At 62.3% G+C, this 24,788-nt stretch carries 23 protein-coding genes and 1 pseudogene; 6 read left to right on the top strand and 18 right to left on the bottom strand.

The window, feature by feature from the left end; genetic code table 11:
• Nucleotides 1-51: 51 nt before the first annotated feature.
• Nucleotides 52-489, bottom strand: coding sequence for an RDD family protein (locus tag AC5RWO_RS12895; RefSeq protein WP_498731790.1), 438 nt, complete (start codon nucleotides 487-489; stop codon nucleotides 52-54).
• 243 nt (nucleotides 490-732) lie between these two features.
• Here AC5RWO_RS12895 and glnA (AC5RWO_RS12890) point away from each other — a divergent pair, with 243 nt between their 5' ends.
• Both glnA (AC5RWO_RS12890) and AC5RWO_RS12885 read left to right on the top strand, forming a co-directional pair.
• Nucleotides 733-2,157, top strand: a complete 1,425-nt coding sequence (gene glnA, locus AC5RWO_RS12890; protein WP_498731789.1) for a type I glutamate--ammonia ligase — start codon at nucleotides 733-735, stop codon at nucleotides 2,155-2,157.
• Nucleotides 2,158-2,337: 180 nt separating this feature from the next.
• Nucleotides 2,338-2,499 carry a DUF7455 domain-containing protein gene (locus AC5RWO_RS12885; RefSeq protein ID WP_498731788.1) on the top strand — a complete coding sequence of 54 codons (162 nt, stop codon included), beginning with the start codon at nucleotides 2,338-2,340 and terminating at the stop codon, nucleotides 2,497-2,499.
• Here the strand turns inward: AC5RWO_RS12885 and AC5RWO_RS12880 are convergent, their stop codons facing one another.
• From AC5RWO_RS12880 to glnA (AC5RWO_RS12865), 4 genes and pseudogenes are all read right to left on the bottom strand, one after another.
• Nucleotides 2,500-2,847, bottom strand: coding sequence for a cupin domain-containing protein (locus AC5RWO_RS12880; RefSeq protein WP_498731786.1), 348 nt, complete (start codon nucleotides 2,845-2,847; stop codon nucleotides 2,500-2,502).
• Nucleotides 2,848-2,975: 128 nt separating this feature from the next.
• Nucleotides 2,976-3,699, bottom strand: a pseudogene (locus AC5RWO_RS12875) (amino acid ABC transporter ATP-binding protein); the annotation flags it as partial.
• Between the two features lie 37 nt (nucleotides 3,700-3,736).
• A complete protein-coding gene (locus AC5RWO_RS12870) occupies nucleotides 3,737-6,754 on the bottom strand; it encodes a bifunctional [glutamine synthetase] adenylyltransferase/[glutamine synthetase]-adenylyl-L-tyrosine phosphorylase (protein ID WP_498731785.1) in 3,018 nt (1,005 codons plus the stop codon).
• A gap of 9 nt (nucleotides 6,755-6,763) precedes the next feature.
• Nucleotides 6,764-8,104, bottom strand: a complete 1,341-nt coding sequence (glnA, locus tag AC5RWO_RS12865) for a type I glutamate--ammonia ligase (RefSeq protein ID WP_498731783.1) — start codon at nucleotides 8,102-8,104, stop codon at nucleotides 6,764-6,766.
• Nucleotides 8,105-8,251: 147 nt separating this feature from the next.
• On the opposite strand from glnA (AC5RWO_RS12865), the gene panB reads away from it, so the two are divergent.
• Nucleotides 8,252-9,130 (top strand): 3-methyl-2-oxobutanoate hydroxymethyltransferase, encoded by an 879-nt coding sequence (gene panB / locus AC5RWO_RS12860; RefSeq protein WP_498731782.1) that lies wholly within the window; start codon nucleotides 8,252-8,254, stop codon nucleotides 9,128-9,130.
• 36 nt (nucleotides 9,131-9,166) lie between these two features.
• On the opposite strand, the gene AC5RWO_RS12855 is transcribed toward panB, so the two are convergent.
• Complete coding sequence (locus AC5RWO_RS12855) at nucleotides 9,167-9,331, bottom strand: SPOR domain-containing protein (RefSeq protein WP_498731780.1); 165 nt, start codon at nucleotides 9,329-9,331, stop codon at nucleotides 9,167-9,169.
• 80 nt (nucleotides 9,332-9,411) lie between these two features.
• Between AC5RWO_RS12855 and map the strand changes: the two genes are divergently transcribed.
• On the top strand, nucleotides 9,412-10,290 hold the full coding sequence (gene map / locus AC5RWO_RS12850) for a type I methionyl aminopeptidase (protein ID WP_498731779.1): 879 nt from the start codon (nucleotides 9,412-9,414) through the stop codon (nucleotides 10,288-10,290).
• A gap of 52 nt (nucleotides 10,291-10,342) precedes the next feature.
• Nucleotides 10,343-11,155, top strand: a complete 813-nt coding sequence (ppgK, locus tag AC5RWO_RS12845) for a polyphosphate--glucose phosphotransferase (RefSeq protein WP_498731777.1) — start codon at nucleotides 10,343-10,345, stop codon at nucleotides 11,153-11,155.
• A gap of 96 nt (nucleotides 11,156-11,251) precedes the next feature.
• Here ppgK and nrdR read toward each other — a convergent pair whose 3' ends face one another.
• Together nrdR and hisD are read right to left on the bottom strand one after the other, a co-directional pair.
• The gene (nrdR, locus tag AC5RWO_RS12840; RefSeq protein ID WP_498731776.1) at nucleotides 11,252-11,752 is read right to left on the bottom strand and encodes a transcriptional regulator NrdR; all 501 of its coding nucleotides are present in this window, start codon (nucleotides 11,750-11,752) and stop codon (nucleotides 11,252-11,254) included.
• Between the two features lie 116 nt (nucleotides 11,753-11,868).
• Nucleotides 11,869-13,128 carry a histidinol dehydrogenase gene (hisD, locus tag AC5RWO_RS12835; RefSeq protein ID WP_498731775.1) on the bottom strand — a complete coding sequence of 420 codons (1,260 nt, stop codon included), beginning with the start codon at nucleotides 13,126-13,128 and terminating at the stop codon, nucleotides 11,869-11,871.
• 273 nt (nucleotides 13,129-13,401) lie between these two features.
• Between hisD and AC5RWO_RS12830 the strand changes: the two genes are divergently transcribed.
• A complete protein-coding gene (locus tag AC5RWO_RS12830) occupies nucleotides 13,402-13,932 on the top strand; it encodes a flavin reductase family protein (protein ID WP_498731774.1) in 531 nt (176 codons plus the stop codon).
• A 12-nt stretch (nucleotides 13,933-13,944) separates the two neighbouring features.
• On the opposite strand, the gene dnaE is transcribed toward AC5RWO_RS12830, so the two are convergent.
• From dnaE to AC5RWO_RS12780, 10 genes are all read right to left on the bottom strand, one after another.
• A complete protein-coding gene (dnaE, locus tag AC5RWO_RS12825; RefSeq protein WP_498731773.1) occupies nucleotides 13,945-17,487 on the bottom strand; it encodes a DNA polymerase III subunit alpha in 3,543 nt (1,180 codons plus the stop codon).
• A gap of 61 nt (nucleotides 17,488-17,548) precedes the next feature.
• Nucleotides 17,549-18,484, bottom strand: coding sequence for an RluA family pseudouridine synthase (locus AC5RWO_RS12820; RefSeq protein ID WP_498731772.1), 936 nt, complete (start codon nucleotides 18,482-18,484; stop codon nucleotides 17,549-17,551).
• Entirely contained in the window at nucleotides 18,477-19,085 is a 609-nt protein-coding gene (gene lspA, locus AC5RWO_RS12815) for a signal peptidase II (RefSeq protein ID WP_498731771.1), read from the bottom strand. The genes AC5RWO_RS12820 and lspA overlap by 8 nt, the downstream gene beginning before the upstream one ends.
• A 133-nt stretch (nucleotides 19,086-19,218) precedes the next feature.
• Nucleotides 19,219-19,914 carry a DivIVA domain-containing protein gene (locus AC5RWO_RS12810; RefSeq protein ID WP_498731770.1) on the bottom strand — a complete coding sequence of 232 codons (696 nt, stop codon included), beginning with the start codon at nucleotides 19,912-19,914 and terminating at the stop codon, nucleotides 19,219-19,221.
• Nucleotides 19,915-20,078: 164 nt separating this feature from the next.
• Entirely contained in the window at nucleotides 20,079-20,366 is a 288-nt protein-coding gene (locus AC5RWO_RS12805) for a YggT family protein (RefSeq protein ID WP_074702604.1), read from the bottom strand.
• A gap of 71 nt (nucleotides 20,367-20,437) precedes the next feature.
• Nucleotides 20,438-20,971 (bottom strand): cell division protein SepF, encoded by a 534-nt coding sequence (locus AC5RWO_RS12800; RefSeq protein WP_498636838.1) that lies wholly within the window; start codon nucleotides 20,969-20,971, stop codon nucleotides 20,438-20,440.
• A 44-nt stretch (nucleotides 20,972-21,015) separates the two neighbouring features.
• On the bottom strand, nucleotides 21,016-21,786 hold the full coding sequence (locus AC5RWO_RS12795) for a YggS family pyridoxal phosphate-dependent enzyme (protein ID WP_498731768.1): 771 nt from the start codon (nucleotides 21,784-21,786) through the stop codon (nucleotides 21,016-21,018).
• Nucleotides 21,779-22,492, bottom strand: a complete 714-nt coding sequence (locus AC5RWO_RS12790; RefSeq protein ID WP_498731767.1) for a purine nucleoside phosphorylase YfiH/LACC1 family protein — start codon at nucleotides 22,490-22,492, stop codon at nucleotides 21,779-21,781. The genes AC5RWO_RS12795 and AC5RWO_RS12790 overlap by 8 nt, the downstream gene beginning before the upstream one ends.
• A gap of 34 nt (nucleotides 22,493-22,526) precedes the next feature.
• Nucleotides 22,527-23,732: a cell division protein FtsZ gene (gene ftsZ / locus AC5RWO_RS12785; protein ID WP_498636843.1), complete on the bottom strand. Its 1,206-nt coding sequence runs from the start codon at nucleotides 23,730-23,732 to the stop codon at nucleotides 22,527-22,529.
• Between the two features lie 206 nt (nucleotides 23,733-23,938).
• The gene (locus AC5RWO_RS12780; protein ID WP_498732002.1) at nucleotides 23,939-24,574 is read right to left on the bottom strand and encodes a cell division protein FtsQ/DivIB; all 636 of its coding nucleotides are present in this window, start codon (nucleotides 24,572-24,574) and stop codon (nucleotides 23,939-23,941) included.
• Nucleotides 24,575-24,788 lie beyond the last annotated feature (214 nt).

The following is a 24,788-nucleotide window of genomic DNA, read 5'->3' as shown; positions in this document are numbered from 1 at the left end:
CGCCTCACCTTTCCAAGGTGGGGCGCCGCCGTCGTTTGTAAAGTTTGTGAACTACATGCGGACCAGGACCGTGCCCATCGCGCGGTCGTGCAGGCCGCGCTGATCGGCATCGAAGACTACCGCGGGAACAACCAGGCAGAGCAACACGGTACGGACAACGGCGGCGAGCGGCCCGGCGGCGGACCCATCCAGCTTGCGCACCTGGATGCCAACTGCGCGGTGCCCGATGCTGTAGCCGAGCGTGCTGACCAGGAGCAGCTGCTCAACGGCGAAGATCAGCAGAATGCTCAGCTCGTTGCCACCGAAGAGCCACGCGGCGATGAGATAGCACAGGATCCAGTCGATCATCAGGGCAATGACGCGGCGGCCCAGGCGGGCAATAGAGCCCGGGCCGCGCTGGGGCAGCCCCAACCGCTGGCCGGGCCACTGCTGCTCTTTGGAGGGAGGCGGTCCTTCGAGCCAGGAACCAAGGTCTTTTCTGCTTACCACTCCTCTAGCCTACCGACCTCCGGGCTGGACGCGGTCGTGATGGCCGCCGCAAGTGACCTGCGTAACGTTGTCTGGGTGCGGACGCTAACACCGCGCTAGGCTTAGGGGCACATCGATTAAGTAACCTGCCGGAAACAATCGCGACACCAAAGGGAAATTCCCTGCTTCTACATTAGTAACTGTTGCTGGCGCCTGTGTTGCAGCCGGCAGGTACCCCCATGAATGCGTAAGGAGCATGACCCGATGTTCAAGAATGCGGACGAGGTCCTCAAGTACATCGCCGACGAAGAAGTAAAGTTCGTCGACATCCGATTCACAGACCTGCCAGGCGTCCAGCAGCACTTCAACGTGCCGGCCAAGACCGTTGACGCGGATTTCTTTGTCAACGGCCAGCTGTTCGACGGTTCCTCCATCCGGGGTTTCCAAGGCATCGCCGAGTCCGACATGCAGCTCATCCCCGACGTCACCACCGCATTCATCGATCCTTTCCGCGTGGAGAAGACCCTTGCGCTGAATTTCTCGATCGTGAACCCGCGCACCGGCGACCCATACCACCGCGACCCCCGCGGCGTTGCCGAGCGCGCCGAGGCCTACCTCGCGTCGACCGGCATTGCCGACACCGCGTACTTTGCCTCCGAAGCCGAATTCTTCATTTTCGACGATGTGCGCTACCAGTCCAGCCCGGAGTACTCCTTCTACAAGGTGGACTCCGTCGAGGCCCACTGGAACAGCGGCCGCAAGGAAGAGGGCGGCAACCAGGGCTACAAGACTTCGGTCAAGGGCGGATACTTCCCCGTTGCCCCGACGGACAAGCAGGCCGACCTGCGCGATGCCATCTGCGTCGAGCTGGACGAGGTAGGCATTGAAGTTGAGCGCTCCCACCACGAGGTCGGCGCTGCCGGCCAGGCGGAAATCAACTACAAGTTCACCACGCTGACCCATGCCGCTGATGATCTGCTGAAGTTCAAGTACATCGTCAAGAACGTGGCAGATGCCTGGGGCAAGTCCGCCACCTTCATGCCGAAGCCCGTGTTCGGCGACAACGGCTCCGGCATGCACTGCCACCAGTCGCTCTGGAACGGCTCCGAGCCGCTTTTCTACGACGAGAAGGGCTATGCCGGACTGTCCGACACCGCCCGCTGGTACATCGGCGGCCTGCTCAAGCATGCTTCGGCCGTGCTGGCTTTCACCAACCCGACGGTGAACTCCTACCGGCGTCTGGTCAAGGGCTTTGAGGCTCCGGTCAACATGGTCTATTCGCAGGGCAACCGCTCCGCCGGTATCCGCATCCCGATCACCGGTTCGAACCCGAAGGCCAAGCGCCTCGAGTTCCGCGCACCGGACCCCAGCTCCAACCCGTACCTGGCCTTCGCCGCCCAGCTGATGGCAGGTCTGGACGGCATTCGGAACCGGATTGAGCCGGCCGACCCGATCGACAAGGACCTCTACGAGCTGCCTGCCGAAGAGGCCAAGGACATCCAGAAGGCCCCGGGCTCGCTGGAAGAAGCCCTGAGTGCGCTGGAGGCGGACAACGAGTTCCTGCAGGCCGGCGGTGTGTTCACCCAGGACCTGATCGACACCTGGATCGCCTACAAGCGCGAATATGAAATCGCGCCGCTGTCCTTGCGCCCGAACCCCTACGAGTTCGAGCTCTACTACGGCTGCTAGCCAAATCCCGCAGCAAAACCGCGGTTAGTCTGCAAAGAGTCCGCACGAGCGGCCCACACTTCGGTGACGGCGGCCCGTGCGGACTCTTTTGTTCAGGAATATCCATCCCAAGCCCACCCCAAGCACAGTGAGGCACACTGGAGATTACACACCAGTTGCATCACACCTAGGGAGGGCGAAATGTTGTGTGATCGATGCGGGGTCCCCGCCTACGTCCAGGTAATGCTCGACACCGGCGGCATGCTCTCCTGGTGCGCCCACCACTACCGGGAATACCAAGAAGCGCTCTTTGCCTGCGCCATCAGCGTTCAGGACGAACGGTACCTACTTGAGGCGAAGTAGTTATGCTTTACTGGAGCCGGAGTCCAAGTGGGTTTCGGTGACTGCGGTGAGCAGGAAGACGGAGTCCTCGTTGGCTTCGACCGAGTGGCGTTCCTGCGGGACGATTTCGAGCTGGTTCTCGTTAACTACGAGCCGCCCACCGGCCGAGACTACGGTAACCGATCCCTCCAGGACATAGATGCTGGCAGCCAACGGCGCATTGTGCTCGCCCAGGACCGCTCCCGCCCGCAGAGCAAGCACCGTTTGGCGCAGCGGACCGTCCTGGGCCACCATCGCGGCACTGCGGCCGTGCGCTGCGCCGCCCGCCGCACTCAGATGTTCGCGTGCAATCACGTCGATATCAGTCATGTCGTTGCGCTCCTTCATCAGTGGTCCTGGCCTCAGCCTAGCCGCAGCGGCGAGCAGGCGGCCACCGCGGTGTCGAATGAAGCGTACGACGACGGCGCCCGCCTTGAGCGGGCACCGTCGCGACATTTCAGAGCCTTGGCCAGGAACTCCTGGGTGCGGGTCTGCTGCGGGCGCCGAAGAGGTCCTCCGGCTTGCCTTCCTCGATAATGGGACCTTCCGCCATGAAGATGACGCGGTCGGCAACTTCTCGGGCGAACCCCATCTCGTGCGTAACCACCACCATCGTCATGCCCTCCGCAGCGAGGTCCTGGATGACCTGCAGGACCTCGCCCACCATCTCCGGGTCCAGGGCGCTGGTCGCCTCGTCGAAGAGCATGATGTCTGGGTTCATCGCCAGAGAGCGTGCGATTGCCACACGCTGCTTCTGTCCGCCGGAGAGCTGCGCTGGCCTGGCGTCGGCCTTGTTGGACAGGCCCACGCGTTCAAGCAGTTCCAGGGCCTTGTTCCGGGCCTGCGGCCGGCTCAGCTTCTTCAGTTCCACCGGCGCGAGCATGATGTTCTCCAGCACGGTCATATGCGGAAACAGGTTGAAGTGCTGGAAGACCATGCCTATATGCTGGCGGACCTCGTCCAGGTTGACCTTGGGATCGGTGAGGTCGAAACCGTCCACCACCACCTTGCCGCCGGTGATGTCCTCCAGCTTGTTCAGGCAGCGCAGGAAGGTGGACTTGCCGGACCCGGACGGCCCGATGACGCACACCACCTCACCTTCGGCCACCTCGACCTCCAGGCCTTTGAGTACCTCGTTGCTGCCGAAGCTCTTATCAGACCGGCGACGTTAATCTTGCTCACTTGTTGAACCTCTTATCCAGAATGTTAGAGGTGCCCCTTAGGTTCCGTAGCCGTAGAAGTAGCGTTCAAAGATGCCGCGGGTGCGCCGGGTAATCCGCAGATAGTCTTCCTCGATGGCTCCGGCGTTTCCCGGGCTGTAGCCGCACCAGCGGGCTACGGCTTCCAGGTCCCGCCGCGAGGAGGGCAGCACGTCCGCGTTCTTTCCACTCCAGATCATGTTCGCCGAACGGATCCGGCTCGCCAGTGACCAGCTCTGTCGCAGCGTGAGCACATCTGCATTCGGGAGCAGCTCTGCCTCGCCGATCGCATCCAGGGCCTCCAAAGTGCCGGTTGTCCGTAGCGCAGGCACCCGGTGCGCGTGGTCGAGCTGAAGCAATTGAACCAGCCATTCCACATCGCTCAGCGCGCCACGGCCGAGCTTGAGGTGCCGGGACGGATCGGCGCCGCGGGGCAGGCGTTCGGATTCCACTCTGGCTTTGATCCTGCGGATTTCGCGGACTTCCTCCGGTCCGACCTCGGCCGGATAACGGATGGGGTCGATCAGCGCGGTGAACTCGGCCGCGAGGTCGTCGTCGCCGGCGATGGGCCGCGCCCGAAGCAGGGCCTGTGCCTCCCAGATCAGTGACCACCGCTGGTAGTACTCCCGGTATGAGTCGAGCGAACGCACGATCGGTCCGTTCTTCCCCTCCGGACGCAACGACACGTCAATTTCAAGGGTGCGCTCGGCAAGCACGGGCGGGCTGCTCGGCTGCTGGAGCAGAGCGGAAATCTGCGAAACGATTCGCATGGCCTGCTGCTGGGCCGCATCGTTGTCGGCGCCGGGCAGCGGCTTGTGCACGTACATGACATCGGCGTCCGAGCCGTATCCGATCTCCCTGCCGCCTTGGCGTCCCATGGCGACGATGAGGAGGTTGGTGAGCTGGTCCTCCTCGGCGAAGACAGCTGCTTCGGCAACATGCAGAGCACCAAGAATGGCCGCCCGGTCCGTATCGGAGAGAGCAATGCCGACCTGCCGTTGGTCCAGCAGGCCCGAACTGTCCGCGATGGCGGTGCGCAGCGTTTCGCGACGGCGAATCAAACGGATCAGGCGCATGGCCGCCTTGGGGTCCTGGTGGCGGGCCAGTTTGTGCCGGATCTCGTACCATTGCGCGTCGAACGACCACGGAAACAGTTCCTTGTCCGATCCCAACCAGGCCGCAGACTCCGGCGAGACTTCCAGCAGGTCCGTAATGAACCGGCTGCTGGACAGAATGTGGCAAAGCCGCTCAGCCGCGGAGCTGGAGTCACGGAGCATGCCCAGATACCAGTGCGACTCCCCCAGCGCCTCGCTCAGCCGCCGGAATCCGAGCAAGCCGGAATCCGGGTCCACGCCATCGGCGATCCATTCCAGCAGGACGGGGAGCAACTGGCGCTGCAGCTGCGCCCGCCGGCTTATTCCGCTGGTTAAGGCCTCGATATGGCGCATCGCTCCGCGCGGATCCACATATCCCAGTGCCGCGAGCCGGGCCTGGGCGGCTTCGGGCGTCAGCCGGACTTCGTCCGTGCTCAGATTGGCCGCGGAGACCAGCAGCGGACGGTAGAAGATCCGTTCATGAAGTTCGCGTACCCGGCGCTTGGTCCGCTGCCACTTCTGGAGCAGGGCTTCAGGGCCGGGACGCTGCGTTTCCAGCGAACCGAGCGAGGATTTAGCCAGCGCACGCAAGGCGTTGTCGTCCTGGGGCATCAGATGCGTCCGGCGCAGCTGGACCAGCTGGATGCGGTGTTCGAGCACCCGCAAATAGCGGTAGGCTTCGTCGAACTCCCGAGCATCCGAGCGGCCAATGTAGCCGGCGGCGCTCAAGGCCGCGATGGCCGTAGTCGTGTCCCGGACCCGGAGCGTTTCATCCACCCGGGCATGAACGAGTTGGAGCAACTGGACAGTGAATTCCACATCACGCAGCCCACCGCGGCCGAGTTTCAGCTGCCGACCACGCTCATGCACCGGAATGTTCTCGGTCACACGTCCGCGCATGGCCTGCACGGACTCGACGAAGCCGTCCCGTTCCGATGAGTTCCAGATCAACGGTGCAACGGCTTCCTCGTACCGGCGGCCCAAATCAAGGTCGCCGGCAATGGCACGTGCCTTCAGCAGGGCCTGGAACTCCCAGCTCTGGGCCCACCTCTTGTAGTAAGTCAGATGGGATTCAAGCGTGCGGACCAGCCGGCCTTCCTTGCCCTCCGGCCGGAGATTGGCGTCCACCTCCCACAGGCCCGGCTCCGGACCGGCAGAAAAGACGGCCCTGCTCATCCCGGTAGCCAATGCCGTGCCAATGGTGGAGGCATGCGCCTCATCCATACCGTCGGCTTCGATCACATAAACGACGTCGACGTCGGAAATGTAGTTGAGTTCGCGGGCACCGCATTTGCCCATGCCGATCACGGCCAGGCGTACGGCCGCAATCTCTTCCGGATCGAATCGTGCGGCCAGTTCAGCGCGGGAGACAGCGAGCCCGGCTTCAACCGCCGCAGCCGCAAGATCCGCCAGTTCGCGTCCCACCGAGGGCATATAGTCCACCGGCGAGGCCGCGCCGAGGTCCCGGATAGCCAGTTCGGCCAGGTGCCGCCGGTACGTGGACCGCAGCAGGTTGTAGGCCTCTTTTCCGGTCAGGGCGGCCAGCGGCTGTTCGGCGGCAGGATCAGCTCTGACGGACTTCAGCAGTGAAGCACGGAGCTTTTCTGCCGGGACAGCTCCGGGCTCCGCGCTGACCTTGGCCGAAAGAACGTCCAGATGCTCCGGCCGGCGCAGCAGGAATTCGGCCAAGGCTTCCGAGGAGCCGAGCAGCCGGAACAGCGCCTCGCTCTCGTCTTCCCCGGCGTTGACCAGCTCGGCCAGCTGAGGATGCCGCTCCAGGAGCCGGACCAGGGAAACGAGGGCCAGGTCCGGATCCGCGGCATATGCGAACCCGGCAAAAAGCCGCTGCTGGTCCACCCCATCGAGTTCGGACGAATCGAGAAAGCGTGTGCTCTTCTCCAGATCGTTGAAGCCCTTGGAGATCAACCGCCGGTTCAGACTCATGGCCTCAGCTTAGAGGATGTCGATGTTGCGCCTGAGCTCGTGCGGCGTCACCTGGATGCGGTAGTCGTGCCATTCGGCACGCTTGTTGCGCAGGAAGATCTCGTAGACCTGTTCACCGAGGATTTCGGCTACCAGTTCCGACTCTTCCATCGCGCGGATGGCGTCGTGCAGGCTTGAGGGAAGCGGGTCGTGGCCCAGCGCCCTGCGCTCGGCGGAGCTGAGGCTCCAGATGTCTTCCTCCGCTGCAGGCGGCAGCTCATAGCCTTCCTCAATGCCCTTCAATCCCGCGCCCAGCAACACGGCGTAAGCCAGGTACGGGTTCGCCGCCGAATCGATCCCGCGGTATTCCATCCGGGCGGACTGGCCCTTGTTCGGCTTGTACAGCGGGATGCGGACCAGGGCCGAGCGGTTGTTATGGCCCCAGGAAATGTAGCTGGGAGCTTCGCCGCCGCCCCAAAGCCGCTTATAGGAATTTACGAACTGGTTCGTCACCGCGGTGAATTCGGGCGCATGTTTCAGGATGCCCGCCATGAACTGGCGTCCGGTCTTGGAGAGCTGGTATTCGGCACCAGCTTCAAAAAAGGCGTTGGAATCACCTTCGAAGAGGGAAAAGTGCGTGTGCATCCCGGAACCGGGGTGGTCGGAGAAGGGTTTGGGCATGAAGGTTGCGTAGATGCCCTCCATCAGCGCTACTTCTTTAACCACGGTTCGGAACGTCATGATGTTGTCGGCGGTCTGCAGGGCGTCCGCGTACCGAAGGTCGATCTCGTTCTGCCCGGGACCGTCTTCATGGTGGCTGAACTCCACGGAGATGCCGACGTTCTCCAGCATGGTCACCGCGGTGCGGCGGAAATCCTGGGCGACGCCGCCGGGCACATGGTCGAAATAGCCGGCGCGGTCTACCGGCACCGGCACGCCGTCAGGCCCGAGCTCCTGCGATTTGAGCAGATAGAACTCAATTTCCGGATGGGTGTAGCAGGTGAAGCCCATGTCGCCGGCCTTGCGCAGGGTCCGCTTGAGCACGTTGCGCGGATCCGCGACGGATGGTTCGCCGTCGGGCGTGAGAACGTCGCAGAACATCCGCGATGTCTGTTCCTCCTCGCCGCGCCAGGGCAGGATCTGGAAGGTCGAAGGGTCCGGCTGGACCAGCATGTCGGACTCGAAAACCCGGGCCAGCCCCTCGATGGACGAGCCGTCGAAGCCAAGTCCCTCCTCGAAGGCGCCCTCGACTTCCGCAGGAGCCAGCGCCACGGACTTAAGCGAACCGACGACGTCGGTGAACCAGAGACGGACGAAGCGCACGTCCCGCTCTTCGATGGTTCTCAGGACAAATTCCTGCTGACGGTCCATGAATATCCTTCCGCGCCCTGGTCACGGCAAAGCCTCCGGCCTGCCTGCTTACTACTGTACTTAGCCTAATGCGCCCGGGCACCTGTGCCGTGCAACAGTGACGGGTGCGGCTGGAGTGAACAAAGGCCGCGGCATTAGGCTCTACCCATGACCTCACAGACTTCTGGCGCCGAACAGCCCGCCCCGTACGGAGCGGGTGCCGGAGCTAACCGGCCGTCCGGCTCCAAACCGGTGTCCCGTGTCCGCACCCATCACCTGCAGCAGGCCAAGGACAACGGCCAGCGCTTTGCCATGCTCACTGCGTACGAACAGTACACCGCCGAAATCTTCGATGAAGCAGGTGTCGAGGTCCTGCTTGTCGGCGATTCCGCCTCCAACAATGTGTACGGCAACGAGACGTCCCTGCCGGTTACCGTCGACGAACTGATTCCGCTCTGCCGCGCGGTGAGCCGTTCCGCCAGACGTGCGCTCGTAGTGGTGGACCTGCCGTTCGGCAGCTATGAGGTCTCCCCCGCCCAGGCCATCGAGACCTCCGTACGTTTCATGAAGGAAGCCGGTGCCCACGCCGTCAAGATGGAAGGCGGTGCCTTCTACGCTGAATATGTCCGCGCCATGGTCCAGGCGGGCATCCCCGTCATGGCGCACATCGGCTTCACCCCGCAAAGCGAACATTCGCTGGGCGGCTATCGGGTGCAGGGCCGAGGCGAGGACGCACAGCGGGTCGTCGACGACGCCGTGGCACTCGAAGCTGCCGGCGCGTTTGCGGTCCTGATGGAGATGGTGCCGGCCCAGGCCGCCGCGGAAGTGGACAAGGCCCTACGCGTTCCCACCATCGGCATCGGTGCCGGCGCTTCCACAACGGGCCAGGTGCTGGTGTGGCAGGACATGGCCGGACTGCGCGGCGGTAAACTCGCCAAATTCGTCAAGCAGTACGCCGACATACGCACGACGCTGTCGGATGCCGCCAAGGCCTACGCCGACGACGTCCGCAGCGGTTCCTTTCCCGGCCCGGAGCACTCCTTTTAGCTGCCCCGGACCAGCGGTTCCGCGCGCTGGAAGGCGCTATTCGTCGTCGTCCGCGTCCCAGGCCTCGTTGCGCTTCTGCACTTTTTCGAGCGCCTTTTCCGCTTCCTCGCGGGTTTCATAGGGGCCGATGAGCTGCGTCCAGTCGGACTGTGCCCCCACTTCGACTTCGTGGGTGACGACGTTGTACCAGAACTCCGGCATTTGGCTACTCCCTTGCGTTGCGGTTGCTCGGCCCGTTCGGATTAGCGCCCGATAGCGGACCGGGTTATAAGATCGATGGTATGCCCCACAACGTAGCAACAGCACCCCTGGGCACCCTTGTCCAGGGAACCGTCAGTCCAGTCCGGCCCGTTCCGACGTCGATTCCCCGGCCCGAATACGTTTGGAAGCCCGCGCCGGCCAAGTTCACCGGCTCGGAGATCAAGGACGCCGAGACGATTGACCGGATCCGGGTGGCAAGCAAGATTGCTGCCCAGGCGATCGTCGAGGTGGGCAAGCACATTCGTCCCGGCGTCACCACCGACGAGCTGGACAAAGTGGGACACGAATTCCTGCTGGACCACAAGGCCTACCCGTCATGCCTTGGCTACCGTGGGTTCCCGAAGTCGCTGTGTTCTTCGCTGAATGAAGTCATCTGCCACGGCATACCGGATACCACGGTGCTGCAGGACGGGGACATCGTCAATATCGACATCACCGCTTACATCAACGGCGTCCACGGGGATACCAACTACACCTTCCTCGTCGGTGACGTTGACGAGGAGTCCCGGCTCCTGGTTGAACGCACCCACGAATCGCTGAACCGCGCCATCAAAGCGGTTGCCCCGGGCCGGCAGATCAACGTCATCGGCAGGACCATCCAGTCCTATGCCAAGCGCTTCGGCTATGGCGTGGTCCGGGACTTCACCGGGCACGGCGTCGGCGAAGCCTTCCACTCCGGTCTGATCATCCCCCACTATGACGCCGCCCCTGCCTACAGCACGGTCATGGAGCCGGGCATGGTGTTCACCATCGAGCCCATGCTGACGCTGGGCACCATCGAGTGGGACATGTGGAACGACGATTGGACCGTCGTGACCAAGGACCGCAAGCGGACTGCGCAGTTCGAACACACCCTCGTGGTGACCGACTCTGGTGCAGAAGTCCTGACTTTGCCATAAGACGCCAGTAGGCTGTTGGCCAGACGTATTCGAACGACAGTGCGGAGATCCCATGCCCAACAGCGCCGACGAGAAGGCCGCCAAAAAGGCTGCCCGGTCCGTCATTGGCATTGACATCGGCGGAACCGGCATCAAGGGCGGCATCGTTGACCTGAAAAAGGGCAAACTGCTGGGCGATCGTTTCCGCATCGACACTCCCCGCCCTTCCACCCCCGAGGCAGTTGCCGACGTCGTAGCGAAGATCGTGGAAGAACTCTCATCCCGTCCGGAAGCCCCGGCGGCCGGCAGCCCGGTCGGTGTCACGTTCCCCGCCATCATCCGCCACGGGGTTGCCAAATCCGCCGCAAACGTGGACCCCAGCTGGGTGGACACGGACGTCGACGCGCTGCTCACCCGGAAGCTGGGGCGGGAAGTCCAGGTTATTAACGATGCCGACGCTGCCGGGCTGGCCGAAGCACGCTACGGAGCGGGTGAAGGGGTCGGGGGGACAGTACTGGTCATCACCCTGGGGACCGGCATCGGTTCGGCCTTCATCCACGATGGCAAACTCATACCGAATGCGGAACTTGGGCACCTGGAGATCGACGGGTTCGACGCCGAGTCCAAGGCATCAGCTACCGCACGCGAACGCGATGGACTGGACTGGGATGCCTATGCGGTGCGTCTGCAGCGCTATTTCTCCCATGTCGAGTTCCTGTTCTCGCCCGAACTGTTCATTGTCGGCGGCGGCATTTCCAAGCGCAGCCAGGACTTCCTGCCCAAGCTCGATCTCAATACCAAGATCATTCCCGCCGAGTTGAAGAACAACGCCGGCATTGTGGGCGGGGCCCTGCAGGCAGCGCTCAGTTTCAAGTACTTCAAGTAAGGAAAAAGGGCCCGCAGCAGCGGACCCTTTCCTTCTGTGGCGCCGGTGGCAGCCGCGGCTTCCCCTCCGTGGCCGCCACCGGAAACTGCGGCGTTGTTACTGTGCCGTCAGCGGCCGCTGGGTTCCTGAGGGGCCTTGCTTTTTGGTTGCCTCCGCTTCAACCCGCAGCCGGTCTATCGCGGCTTCGAAATCCTCAAGGGAGTCGAACGACTGATAGACACTGGCGAATCGCAGGTAGGCGACCACATCCAGGTTCTTCAGGGGCCGAAGAATCGCAAGACCGACTTCATGGGCGTCGATTTCCGCTGCCCCGCTGGACCGGATGGATTCCTCCACCTCCTGGGCCAGCATGGCCAGGTCGTCTTCGGTCACCGGGCGGCCCTGGCAGGCCTTCCGGACGCCGTTGATGACCTTCGCCCGCGAGAACGGCTCCGCCACACCGGAACGCTTAAGAACGCTCAAGCTGGTGGTTTCGAGGGTGGTGAATCGCCTGCCGCATTCAGGACACAGCCGGCGTCTGCGGATCGCCGATCCATCGTCGGTCAGGCGGCTATCCACAACCCTGGAATCAGGATTACGGCAGAACGGACAGTACATACCGGATCCTTTCGTGGCCAGACAGCAACTGGTCAATCATAAAACTACATCTTGCGAATTACAAGCGTGTGACTACTACATCTTGTGTCTTCGCCAGGCTGCCGCGGCGCCAGGAGTTACGAGGGGAATCTGACGGTGACGGCCTCCCCATGCGCCGGCAGGTCTTCCGCCGCGGCCAGCGAAACAATGTGCCCGCCTACTTCGCGCAGCGCACGCTGGTCGTAGTCGATAATCTGGACGGCTTTCAGGAAAGTGGTGACGTTGAGGCCGGATGCGAATGTGGCGGTCCCACTGGTTGGCAGGACATGGTTGGAGCCGGCACAGTAATCCCCCAGGCTCACCGGTGAATAGTTGCCGACAAATATGGCGCCCGCGTTGCGGATACGCGCGGCGATCCCCGAAGCATTCTCGGTGTGGATCTCAAGGTGCTCCGCCGCATAGGCGTCACAAACCGCAATGCCGTGCTCGACATCGTCGACCATAATCACGCCGGACTGCGGTCCGGAAAGGGCCTCGCGAACCCTGTCCGCGTGCTTCGTGCTGCCAATTTGGACAGCAAGTTCCCGACGCACGGCCTGAGCCAGTCTCTCCGACGGCGTCACCAACACTGACGCGGCGTGGGGATCATGCTCTGCTTGGCTGATCAGGTCCGCCGCGACGAAAGCCGGCTCCGCACTGCCATCCGCAAGGATGGCAATTTCGGTGGTGCCCGCCTCCGCGTCAATGCCCACCACACTCTTGACCAGGCGCTTGGCCGTGGCAACGAAGACGTTGCCGGGACCGGTGACCACATCGACCGGGGCAAGCGCGGGACCGAAATCATTGGCGGGAACACCATAGGCAAACGCCGCCACTGCCTGCGCACCCCCGATGGCGTAGACCTCGTCAATACCCAGCAGACGGGCTGCGGCCAAAATGGTGGGATGCGGCAGGCCTCCGAAGTCTTTCTGCGGTGGTGAGGCCAAGGCGATCGAACCAACGCCGGCGGCCATCGCCGGAACGACGTTCATCACCACAGACGAAGGATAGACCGCCAGCCCGCCCGGGACGTACAGGCCCACCCGCGAAACCGGTACCCACTTGTGCGTGACCGTGGCGCCTGCGGCGATCTCCACCGTAGCATCGGCGGGCTTCTGCGCGTCGGCAAAGACCCGCGCCCTCGCAATGGACTCCTCCAGGGCGGCACGGACCGCCGGATCAAGTGCCTCCAATGCACGGACCAGTTCTTCCTGCGGCACGAGGGGGTGCTGCTGCTGCACGCCGTCAAACCGCGAAGCCAGTTCGGCAAGCGCCGTGAACCCGCCGCTTCGCACCTCGTTGATAATCTCCTCGACCGCATGCGAGGCAACGTCAAAAGTCGTCTCTGCCCGGGGCATGGCGGCCTTCAGTTCTGCAGTATTTAAATGGCGCCCGCGCAGGTCCAAAAGGGGAAACTGGGAAAAGGATTCAACGTTCGAAGCAGGATTCACGTCTCCATTCTACTGAGCCCGGCCCAGTCGTTTTCCTGCCGGCAGCCGCGGTTGGGGAGCAGGCAGGAAAATTAGCACAACTTAACACAATGCCCCGCGCCGCCCGATGCCGAATACGCTGAACAATAATGGGTCAGGCTGTCTTCTGTCCCCACCGAGTAGTTCTGGAGAAACATTGTTGTGAGTGCCGAATCCGTAGCAGCACAGTCTGTCACGCCCGCCGAGCAGCTGCTGGGAACCACCTTCCGGGAGGTCTTCCGGCGGCACGCTGCCGGAGTGGCGATTCTCACCGTTGAGTACGAGGGCAAGCCCTTTGGCTTCACGGCGACCTCGGTGGCGTCCCTGTCGGCAGAGCCACCGCGCTTCACCTTCAACATGGCCCGCTCCAGCTCATCCTGGCCCGCCGTCGCGAACTCGAACTATATTGGCGCCCATATTCTCGGCCAAGACAACCGCGGACTCGCCGACCGCTTCGCCCGCACGAAAGACCGCTTCAGCGGAGACCATTGGGAAGCAGGTCCTTACGGGGTTCCTCTTCTGAAGGATGTACATGCCTATCTGGTCGGCAAGATCCAAATGCGAGTGTCGTTCGAAAACAACGCTGTGGTGATCGTCGAGGTAGTGGAAGGCTCGCTCGGCGACGAAGCGACGCCGCTGCTGTACCACGGCGGCTCCTACATGCGCCCCAGCCCGCTCGAATACCAGATCTAAGTCCCGGAGGCGTTAGACGTCGAGGCAGGCGGGGCCCAGCAGCACCTTAAGATCCCCAAAGAGCGACGGCGTGGGGTTGACCCGGAGATCCACGCCCAGTTTCATCACTTCAACTTTCCGTGAGCTGTTCAGCCGTACCTGGACTTCGGTGGTTCCCGGGTGTGTCCGCAGCACATCGCCAAGGGAAGACACCACGGTCTCGGTCGCCTTGAAGCTGGCCATGGAAATCACCACCGGCCCGGAATGGCCATCGCTGAGATCGGGAACCGTCAACTCCTGGGCATTCAGCGTTACCGCGCCGTCATCACGGCGCTGCAACCTGCCGCGGACGACGACGATCAGGTCTTCGGCCAGGATGGTCGAGATCGGTCCGTAGACCTGGCCGAAGAACATCACTTCCATGGAGCCGCCCAGGTCTTCCACTTCGGCACGGGCGTACGCGTTGCCGCTGTTCTTGGCTATCCGGCGCTGCAAGGAAGTGATCATTCCGGCAATGGTGACGATGGCACCGTCCGCCGGACCGTCCTCGCCGATAACGGAGGTAATGGTCAGGTCCGCATGCTGGCTCAGCAGACCTTCCAAGCCCTGAAGCGGATGATCCGAGACATACAGGCCGAGCATGTCGCGCTCGAACGCCAGTTTGTCCTTCTTGTCCCATTCCGGCAGATCCGGAACTTCCACGGCCAGTCCGCCGGTGGTTTCACCGCCGTCGTCAAAGGCACTGAAGAGGTCGAACTGGTTGGCTGCCTCGTTGCGCTTGAGCACAATGACGGAGTCAACCGCTTCTTCATGGATCATGGCCAGGGCACGGCGCGGATCGCCGAGCGAGTCGAACGCGCCGGCCTTGATCAGCGATTCGATGGTCCGCTTGTTGCAGACAACCGCAGGAACCTTCTGCAGGAAATCGCTGAACGAACTGAAGTGCCCCTTCTCCTCGCGGGCGGCGACCATGGCATGGACCACGTTGGCGCCGACGTTGCGAATGGCGCCCATGCCGAACCGGATGTCCGTGCCGACCGGGGTGAAGTTCAGGCTGGATTCGTTGACGTCCGGCGGAAGCACCGTAATGCCCATGTGGCGGCACTCGTTCAGGTACATCGCGAGCTTGTCCTTGTCGTCACCGACGGAGGTCAGCAGCGCAGCCATGTACTCGCCCGGATAGTGCGCCTTGAGGTACGCCGTCCAATAGGACACGACGCCGTACGCGGCCGAGTGTGCCTTGTTGAACGCGTAGTCCGAGAACGGGAGCAGGATATCCCACAGTGTCTTGATGGCTGCGGCGGAATAGCCGTTGTCCTGCATGCCCTTTTCGAAGCCGGCGTACTGCTTGTCCAGCTCCGACTTCTTCTTCTTGCCCATGGCGCGCCGCAGAATATCTGCCTGGCCGAGCGAGTACCCGGCCAGTTTCTGCGCGATCGCCATAACCTGTTCCTGGTAGACGATCAGGCCGTAGGTCCCGCCCAGGATTTCGGCCAGCGGCTCCTCAAGTTCCGGGTGGATAGGAGTGATCTCCTGCAGCCCGTTCTTGCGCAGCGCGTAGTTATTGTGCGCGTTAGCGCCCATCGGACCGGGGCGGTACAGCGCAAGCACCGCGGAAATGTCTTCGAAGTTATCCGGCCGCATGAGCTTGAGCAGGGACCGCATCGGGCCGCCGTCGAGCTGGAAGACTCCCAGGGTGTCGCCGCGTGCCAGCAGGGCGTAGGAGTCCGGATCATCCAGTGTCAGGTCCTCAAGCACCAGCTCGAAGTCCCGGTTCATCTGGATGTTTTCCAGTGCGTCCGTGATGATCGTCAGGTTCCGCAGGCCGAGGAAGTCCATCTTGATCAGGCCGAGGCCTTCACAAGTCGGATAGTCGAACTGCGTAATGACCTGGCCGTCCTGCTCACGGCGCATGATCGGGATGATGTCGATCAGCGGATCCGAGGACATGATCACACCAGCCGCGTGGACGCCCCACTGCCGCTTCAGGCCCTCGAGTCCGAGCGCCGTTTCGAAGACCTTGGCTGAATCCGGATCCGACTTGAGCAGTTCCCGCAGCTCTTCGGCCTCGCTGTAGCGTTTGGCCTCCGGATTGTGCACATCCTGCAGCGAAATGCCCTTGCCCATGACGTCCGGCGGCATCGCTTTGGTCAGCCGCTCACCCGTCGAGAAGGGGTAACCCATGACGCGCGAGGAGTCCTTCAGCGCCTGCTTGCCCTTGATGGTGCCGTAGGTGACGATCATGGCCACCCGCTCGTCGCCGTACTTCTCGGTGACGTACCGGATGACCTCCGAGCGGCGCCGATCATCGAAGTCGACGTCGAAGTCAGGCATGGAAACACGGTCCGGGTTGAGGAACCGTTCGAAGATCAGACCGTGCTTGAGCGGATCGAGGTCCGTGATGCGCATGGCGTATGCCGCCATTGAACCAGCGCCCGAACCACGGCCCGGTCCCACCCGGATACCGTTGTTCTTGGCCCAGTTGATGAAGTCGGCCACGACCAGGAAGTACCCGGGGAAGCCCATCTGGGAGATGACGCCGACTTCGTAGTCCGCCTGCTTGCGGACGTCGTCGGGAATACCAGCCGGATAGCGGTAATGAAGGCCCTTCTCGACCTCCTTGATGAACCAGGACTCCTCGTTCTCGCCTTCCGGAACGGGGTACCGCGGCATGTAGTTGGCCTGGGTGTTGAACTCGACGTTGCACCGTTCGGCGATCAGCAGTGTGTTGTCGCAGGCCTCCGGGTAGTCGCGGAAAATGGCCCGCATCTCGGCCGGAGATTTCAGGTAGAACTCATCGGCGTCGAACTTGAAGCGTTTGGGATCGGCCATTGTCGAGCCGGACTGGACGCACAGCAGTGCCGCGTGGGCCTTCGCATCCTCGGCATGTGTGTAATGCAGGTCGTTGGTCGCCACCAATGGCAGCTGCAGCTCGCGGGCCAACTTAAGCAGATCCGCCTGGACATTGCGCTCGATGTCCAGGCCGTGGTCCATCAGTTCGCAGTAGAAGTTCTCCGCCCCCAGGATGTCCCGGAAATCCGAGGCGGCCTGCATCGCTTCCTTGTAGAGCCCAAGCCGCAGCTTCGTCTGCACCTCGCCCGATGGGCAGCCCGTGGTGGTGATCAGGCCCTTGCCGTAAGTCTGCAGCAGGTCCCGGTCCATGCGGGGCTTGTACAGGTACCCCTCCAGTGACGCCAGCGATGACATGCGGAACAGGTTATGCATGCCCTCGGTCGTCTCGGCCCACATCGTCATATGCGTATATGCACCGGCGCCCGAGACGTCGCCGCGGCCACCGTCGCCCCAGCGCACACGAGTCTTGTCCGACCTAGCCGTGCCGGGCGTCAAATAGGCTTCCACCCCGACGATCGGCTTAATGCCAGCGTTGTTGGCCTTGTTCCAGAAATCAAAGGCGCCAAAGACAAAGCCGTGGTCCGTGGTGGCCACGGAGTCCATGCCGAGTTCGTGGGCATGTTCGAAGAGGTCCGTCAGGCGGGCTGCGCCATCGAGCATGGAGTATTCGGTGTGGTTGTGGAGATGTACAAACGAATCAGTACCGGAAATCGAGCTAGTCACAGTTGCCACCACTTCATTCTAGGCGGGCACGTCTCATGCCGCGGTTCCGCCGTCATACAGATCAGACCCGGTGTTCGGCCAGTGCATCAAGTGCATAGGCGAGATCCTGGGGATATTCGCTTTCGTACTCCACCCATTTGCCGGTGACCGGATGGTCGAAACCGAGTTTCTTGGCGTGGAGCCATTGTCTGGTCAGGCCAAGTTCGGCCGCGAGCTTCGGGTCCGCCCCGTACGTCAGGTCCCCGGCACACGGGTGCCGGAGGGCGGCGAAATGGACGCGGATCTGGTGCGTCCGCCCCGTTTCCAAGTGAACTTCGACCAACGAAGCCTTTCCGAACGCTTCAATCACCTTGTAGTGGGTGACCGAGTTCCGCCCGTCCTCCACCACGGCGAAACGCCAGTCGTAGCCCGGGTGCCTGCCGATGGGGGCGTCGATGGTTCCTTCGAGCGGGTCAGGCAGGCCCTGCACCAGTGCGTGGTAGACCTTATCCACCGTACGTTCCTTGAAGGCCCGCTTGAGCAGCGTATAAGCGTGCTCTGTCTTGGCCACGACCATGACTCCCGACGTGCCGACGTCGAGCCGGTGCACAATGCCCGCACGCTCGGCCGCCCCGGACGTGGAAATCCTGTATCCCAGTGCGGCCAGTGCACCCACCACCGTGGGGCCGACCCAGCCGGGCGAGGGGTGGGCAGCCACTCCCACAGGCTTATCAATCACGACGAAGTCATCATCGTCACCGAGAACCTTCAAATCTTCCACCTCTTCGACGACGATCTCCAACGGATCCCGCTCTTCGGGTCTGCGGATTTCAAGTTCTCCGGCCTCCGGCAACCGGTCTGATTTGCCCAGGACTTTGCCGTTAAGCCTGACATTGCCCGCTGTGCACAACGCCGCAGCCGCCGAACGCGATATGTCGAGCAGGCCGGCTATGGCGGCGTCGGCGCGTTTGCCCGAAGTCTCCGGGTCAAGGGAGAACTGGTGAAGCTGATCAGGCACCGCGCTGCTCCGGATTGCCGTCTTTCGGAGGCTGTTTTCCGGACGGTACGCGTTCGCCGTCGATGCCAATGCCCATGAAGGTCAGAATGCACCAGAGTATTACGCCGCCGACCACAGCAGAGTCCGCGATATTGAAGATGGCGAAATTGGGGAAGGCGATGAAATCCACCACATGCCCTACACCGAAAGACGGTTCCCGGAAGAGCCTGTCGGTCAGGTTCCCCAACGCACCGCCCAGAAGCAGGCCGAGGGCGACGGACCACCAGGCTGAACGGACCTTGCGTGCGTAGAAGATGATGGCACCGGACACCAGGACCATCACTATCGTAAAAACCCAGGTATAGTCCTGGCCGATCGAAAACGCCGCGCCGGAATTCCGGATGAAGTGCCAGTGCAGCAGCGGGGGCAGCACCGGAATGATATCGCCCTCCGTCATGGTGCTGACAACCCACCATTTGGTCAGCTGATCGAAGAGGTAGGCAAACGCGGCGCAGCCTGCCAGGATCAGGACAAAACCAGCGGTACGCCGGCTGCGGACACCGGTGTGCTGGCTTTCAATGCTGCTGTCCGCGGGCTGGTCCGCGGAAGATGGTTCAGACATGATTCTTTTCTAACGGCAGTTGCGGATGGCGGCACGGAACCCTGCTAAAGAAAAGGCCGGTGTCAGGGAACCCCCGGCACCGGCCATCCTTACCCTTGAACAAAGGGCTCAAAACTGGGTCAAGCTAAGGACTCTAGCTCTCCTTGACGTCCGGAGTCGCAAAGGATCCGCGGGCTTCCAGATCGCGCAGCTGGCCTTCGATGTAGGCCTTGAGGCGTGAACGGTAGTCCCGTTCGAAGCCGCGCAGCTGCTCGAGCTTGCGCTCCAGTACAGCCTTCTGCTGCTCCAGAGAGCCCAGCGTCTTGCGGCTCTTCTCTTGTGCATCGTTGACGAGAGTGCTCGCTTCCATCTGAGCTTCGGCAATGATCTTGTCGCGCTGCTCGACGCCGGCGTTGACATATTCGTCGTGAAGCTTCTGCGCCATAGCCAGAACACCCGCGGCGGACTCGGCAGTGGCTGTGTGGCCGCCACCGGCTGCTGGAGCGGCGGGAGCCGGAGCACTGACCACCGGAGTGGCCGCCGTAGCGGGAACAGCCGCTGCAGGCTTCTCGCGCTTAGGCTCTTCCTTGATCTCCTCCTGCGGCTCCTCTTCCTTGGCCGGTTCGGCCTTCGGAGCGGCTGCAACAGGGGCCGGGACGTTACCAGCGGATGACTGGCCCGAGGTGGCTTCGCCGAGCTTCTTACGGAGCTCGTCGTTTTCCTGGTTCAGCCTGCGCAGTTCTACGACGATTTCATCAAGGAAGTCATCGACCTCGTCCTGGTCGTATCCTTCACGGAACTTCGTCGGTTGGAACCGCTTGTTGACAACGTCTTCTGGCGTCAGAGCCATGTGGTCACCTCATACTGGTTCTTGTGGATCATGATTTCGTGCCAATGCACTCATGACAACGGTAGCGAATAATCGCCATGACGATTTACATTCACTAGGGATATCTGAATCAGAGTATATCTTTTCGATCTTGAAAACTAACCGCGTCTGGAGCAGGTCGGTCCCTAGGCAAGGCCTGCAACGATGAACAACGCAATGCTGGTCAGAATGAAGAGAACCAGGAATGCCAGGTCCAATGCAAAGCCGCCGATGCGCAGCGGCGGAATCATCCGTCGCAGTGCCCTAAGCGGCGGATCAGTCACAGCATAGATGGCCGATGCAGCCACCAAGGCGACGCCACGCGGGCGCCATTGCCGGGCAAATGTCTGGACAACATCAAAAACAATGCGGATAATCAGCGCCAGCTGGAACAGCATGAGCACTAAATACAGCAGAGCAAAAATAATGGACACGCGGGTTCCACGATTCCTAGCGGTAGACGAGCAGTTAAATGAGCATACTGCCGTATGGGCAGTATGCTCCGCTAGCTCTGGTTGAAGAATGTCGCCTGGTGGTCGCTGGCCTGCTTATCCTCGCCGAGCACTTCCATGGTCGACGGCGAGAGCAGGAACACCTTGTTGGTGACCCGTTCAATGCTGCCATGCAGTCCGAAAACCAATCCGGCCGAGAAGTCAACCAAGCGTTTGGCATCGGCCTCGCCCATGTCGGTCACGTTCATGATCACGGGAATGCCGTCGCGAAAGCTTTCACCAATGATTTTAGCGTCATTGTAGGAACGGGGATGGACTGTAGTGATCTGACGCAGCACGGATGACTCCTCACGGGATGACGGGGCACGCTTGATCGGCGTAACGGGAGCACGGTATTCCTCCGCCACCGGTTTCACGGGCGACGGCGCGCTCTCCACCCGGCGCTCCTCACGGCTCTGTTCCACACGCTGGTCCTCGTCCCGATTCTGGGGCTCCCTGTTCAGCGACTCGTTTTCCTCGGACTCGTAGTGCTCGTCACCGTCGGCGAGCCCAAGATAGATCATTGTCTTGCGCAAAGCGCCGGCCATGGTTAGCTCCTATCGTGTCTTCAACACTGCTCTCGCCAAAAACGCTACCTCAAAGCAGGTCTCGGTCCGAGGACATCTGAGCCGACACGCAGGTGTGTCGTACCGGCCGCTATGGCCGCCTCCAGGTCCTGGCTCATGCCCGCCGAGACCATCCAAGCGTCCGGAAAAATTTCGCGCAACTTGGCCGAATAATCCATTAACCGGTCAAAGGCCGGAACCGGGTCCGTTCCAAGCGGCGCAACGGCCATCAAGCCGCCCAGCCGGAGACCACTTGCTGCATCAATGGCGCGCGCGAGTTCCTCGATCTGTTCGGGTTTGGCGCCTCCCCGAGGACCGGCTGCCTCCCCGGCTTCGGGTACATTTGTGCGCTCATCGAGATCGACCTGGATCAGGCACAGCAGTTCCGGCCGCGGAGGTTGGTTGGCGGCACTGCGGCGGTCCTGCTCAACGGCCATCGCTTTGTCCAGAGCACCGATCAAAGAGGAACGGTCCACCGAATGTACGGCGTGCGCATACCGCACCACAGACTTGGCCTTGTTCTTCTGCAGCTGCCCGATGAAGTGCCAGCGAAGGGACTCACCCGCCGCCGTATCCGCCAGCTCCTCCGCCTTATGCGAAGCTTCTTGGTCCCGGTTCTCCCCCACGTCCCTAACACCGAGTGCCGCTAGCGCGGCCACGTCGGCGGCGGGAAAGAATTTCGTCACCACAATCAGTTCGGGGGCAGGACCGGTGCGTCGGGCAGCAGCAGGCTCAATCCTCATCCGCACCTTCGTAAGGTTCCGGCGAAGCTCCTCAGTCCTGTCTCTATCAGTCATGTTCCCTCCATACGAGACCGGCGAAGCGGCCTGTCTGCGGATTGCGCCGGTAGGAGAACAGCCGGGAATCCTCGATGGTGCATCCGCCCAGCCGCCGCGTTTCCACGTCCAGCGTTTCCAACTGGACCGCCGCGCCGGCCGGCAGGTCCAAAGCCGGCGTTCCCCAAGAAGTTTCAGAGTATAGCTGCGGCAGTTGCTCGCAGGATGCTGCCCTCATGTGCCCGGGGACCTCGTAACAGCGTCCGCAGATCGAGGGGCCAATCCACGCCCGGATGTCCGACACTCCCGCGGCCCGCAGTTCGGACACAGTGTTCACCAAGACCCCATCCAGCAATCCCCGCCTGCCCGCATGTGCGACGGCGGACGCTTGTCCTCCACCCGCGGCGGAACCCACGAAGACGACCGGCAGACAATCGGCCACCATCACCGCAAGCGGCACGTCCGCCTGGGGTGACACGAGCGCATCAATTTCCGTTTCCGGCGGAGGCGGCGGCTGTGCTGTCGACGCCATGCCCACGTTGGCGGAATGGACCTGGTTCATGAAGCGCAGCGAGCCCGGCACCATACCGAGTTCGGCTTCCAACGTTCTGCGTCTGTTCTGGACAGCCGCCGGCACATCGCCCACGTGCAAAGCAAGATTGCCAGCAGCCTTGTCAGTAAACGCCACCCACAGGCCGTCGCCGACCTGTTCGCGCCACCAAAGCACTGCCGGCAATCCTGTCGTTGTCGCGGTTTCAGTTCTATTTGAGGAAATCCGGGACGTCCAGGTCATCGGTGCGGCCGGCCGTCAGGTCGGGCTCGACGACGGCAGGCAGATCTACATCGAAACCTGCATCCGCCGGGACGTCGTAACGCTGCGGCATCTGCCCCCAGCTGCCGCTGGAAGCTGCAGGCGCCGCTGCCGGGACCTGTGCGTGTTCGGCAGGCTGGGACGGCGGGACGGCCGGCGCTGCCGGGGCGTTCGCGGGCTTCTGCGCAGGCTGCGCTGCGGACGTAACATCCACCTGGTCAAAACCCGCGGCGATCACAGTGACGCGGGCCTCGTCGCCGAGGGCATCGTCGATGACCGCACCGAAGATGATGTTCGCCTCCGGGTGGGCCACTTCCTGCACGAGGCGGGCGGCCTCGTTGATTTCGAACAGACCAAGGTCCGAGCCGCCCTGGATGGACAGCAGCACGCCGTGCGCACCGTCGATGGATGCTTCCAGCAGCGGCGACGCGATGGCCAGTTCGGCCGCCTTGACTGCACGGTCCTCGCCGCGGGCGGAACCGATCCCCATCAGGGCCGAGCCAGCGCCCTGCATGACGGACTTCACGTCAGCGAAGTCCAGGTTGATCAGGCCAGGCGTCGTGATCAGATCGGTGATGCCCTGGACGCCGGACAGCAGGACCTGGTCGGCCGAGCGGAAAGCGTCGAGCATCGACACGTTGCGGTCGCTGATGGAGAGCAATCTGTCATTGGGAATTACGATCAGCGTGTCCACTTCATCGCGCAGCGTCTCGATACCACTTTCGGCCTGGTTCGACCGCCGACGGCCCTCGAAAGTGAAAGGACGGGTAACGACACCGATGGTCAGCGCACCCAAAGAACGCGCGATACGTGCCACCACCGGAGCGCCACCGGTACCGGTGCCACCGCCTTCACCGGCAGTTACGAAAACCATGTCGGCGCCGCGAAGCACCTCTTCGATTTCCTCAGCGTGGTCTTCGGCAGCCTTGCGGCCAACTTCCGGATCGGCGCCTGCGCCCAGTCCACGCGTAAGTTCACGCCCCACATCAAGCTTGACGTCTGCATCGCTCATGAGCAGAGCCTGCGCATCAGTGTTGATGGCAATGAACTCCACGCCGCGGAGCCCTACCTCGATCATTCGGTTGACGGCGTTCACTCCACCGCCGCCGATGCCGACGACTTTAATGACGGCCAAGTAATTTTGCGGTGCTGCCACGTCCTGTGTCCCTTGTTCGAATCTGTGCACTGATCAATTCCGCCAGGCCGGAGCGGACACCGGCCCAATGGTTCACTTGGTAACCTTAACCCTCAACTTGAGGGTTAGAGTTATGTCAAGTAACTTCTATTCCGAGACGCTAGGCGTATCCCCGGCCTCATGCAACGACCGCTGCCGCGTGTCGCTTATCTGTGTGGATTGTTGTCTCAACGCGTGACCGGCATGGTCGGGGTCGAAACATCGTAAACCTCTACTTCAACGTCTGGTTCGGGCGCGTTGAGCAGCGCTTCGAAAACCTTGGCCTTCAACTCAAGCTGGCTGTCGTTGCCCCACAGCACCTTTTGTCCGTTGGTCAACTGCAGCTCAACCGAGTCGATTGACTTGGCAGATGCATGTTCCAACTGCGCCAGAATATCCGCCGGAAGCGCGCTGAGAACAGCCGTGATAGTCCGGAATATCTCCTGGTCCTTGCTGGCCGCGCTTTCGTCAATCAGCGGCAGCTCGGCGGACTTGCGCTCTTTCACCGAGCCGATCCTTTTGCCTTCTGCATCGATCAAGGCGAACGTCTTGCCCGTTTCCAGGACGGCGACAGGAATTCGTTCCGTGATTTCCACGGCAAGTTCCGATGGCGGCCGGGCTTCAACTGTAACGTCCAAAACGGCCGGCAACCCCTCGAGCAGCGGCCGCACGTCGTCGTCGCCAACCTGCGGCAACGGTTGCTCTTTCAGCGGCGCGAGCGCCTCGTCGACCGTCTTCTCCGATGTCAGATTGGTGCCAGTGACCGTAATGGTTTTGATCGCCAGGACCGGCGAGAACACCAGTACCAGGATCAGGGCCACCACCAATACCGCTGCTGCTACGGCGCCGATCCAGATCCGGCGGCGCAGTTTCCTTCCAGGATGTTCCGGAAAGGCTACAACGGTTGTACTGCGCGGGGCAGGCCCAACCTTCTTGTCCGGAATGGATCCGGCCGCGCCTGAGGTGGCACGGTTTTTCTTGCGACCCTTCGGACGTACCGGTTTTGCCGCTGGCGCGGTCTTCATCCCGGTTTCCGCC

The organism is Arthrobacter sp. B055-34 (genome assembly GCF_059090425.1).
Note: the sequence above shows the minus strand (reverse complement) of the source record. Positions and strands in the feature narration are given on the sequence as shown.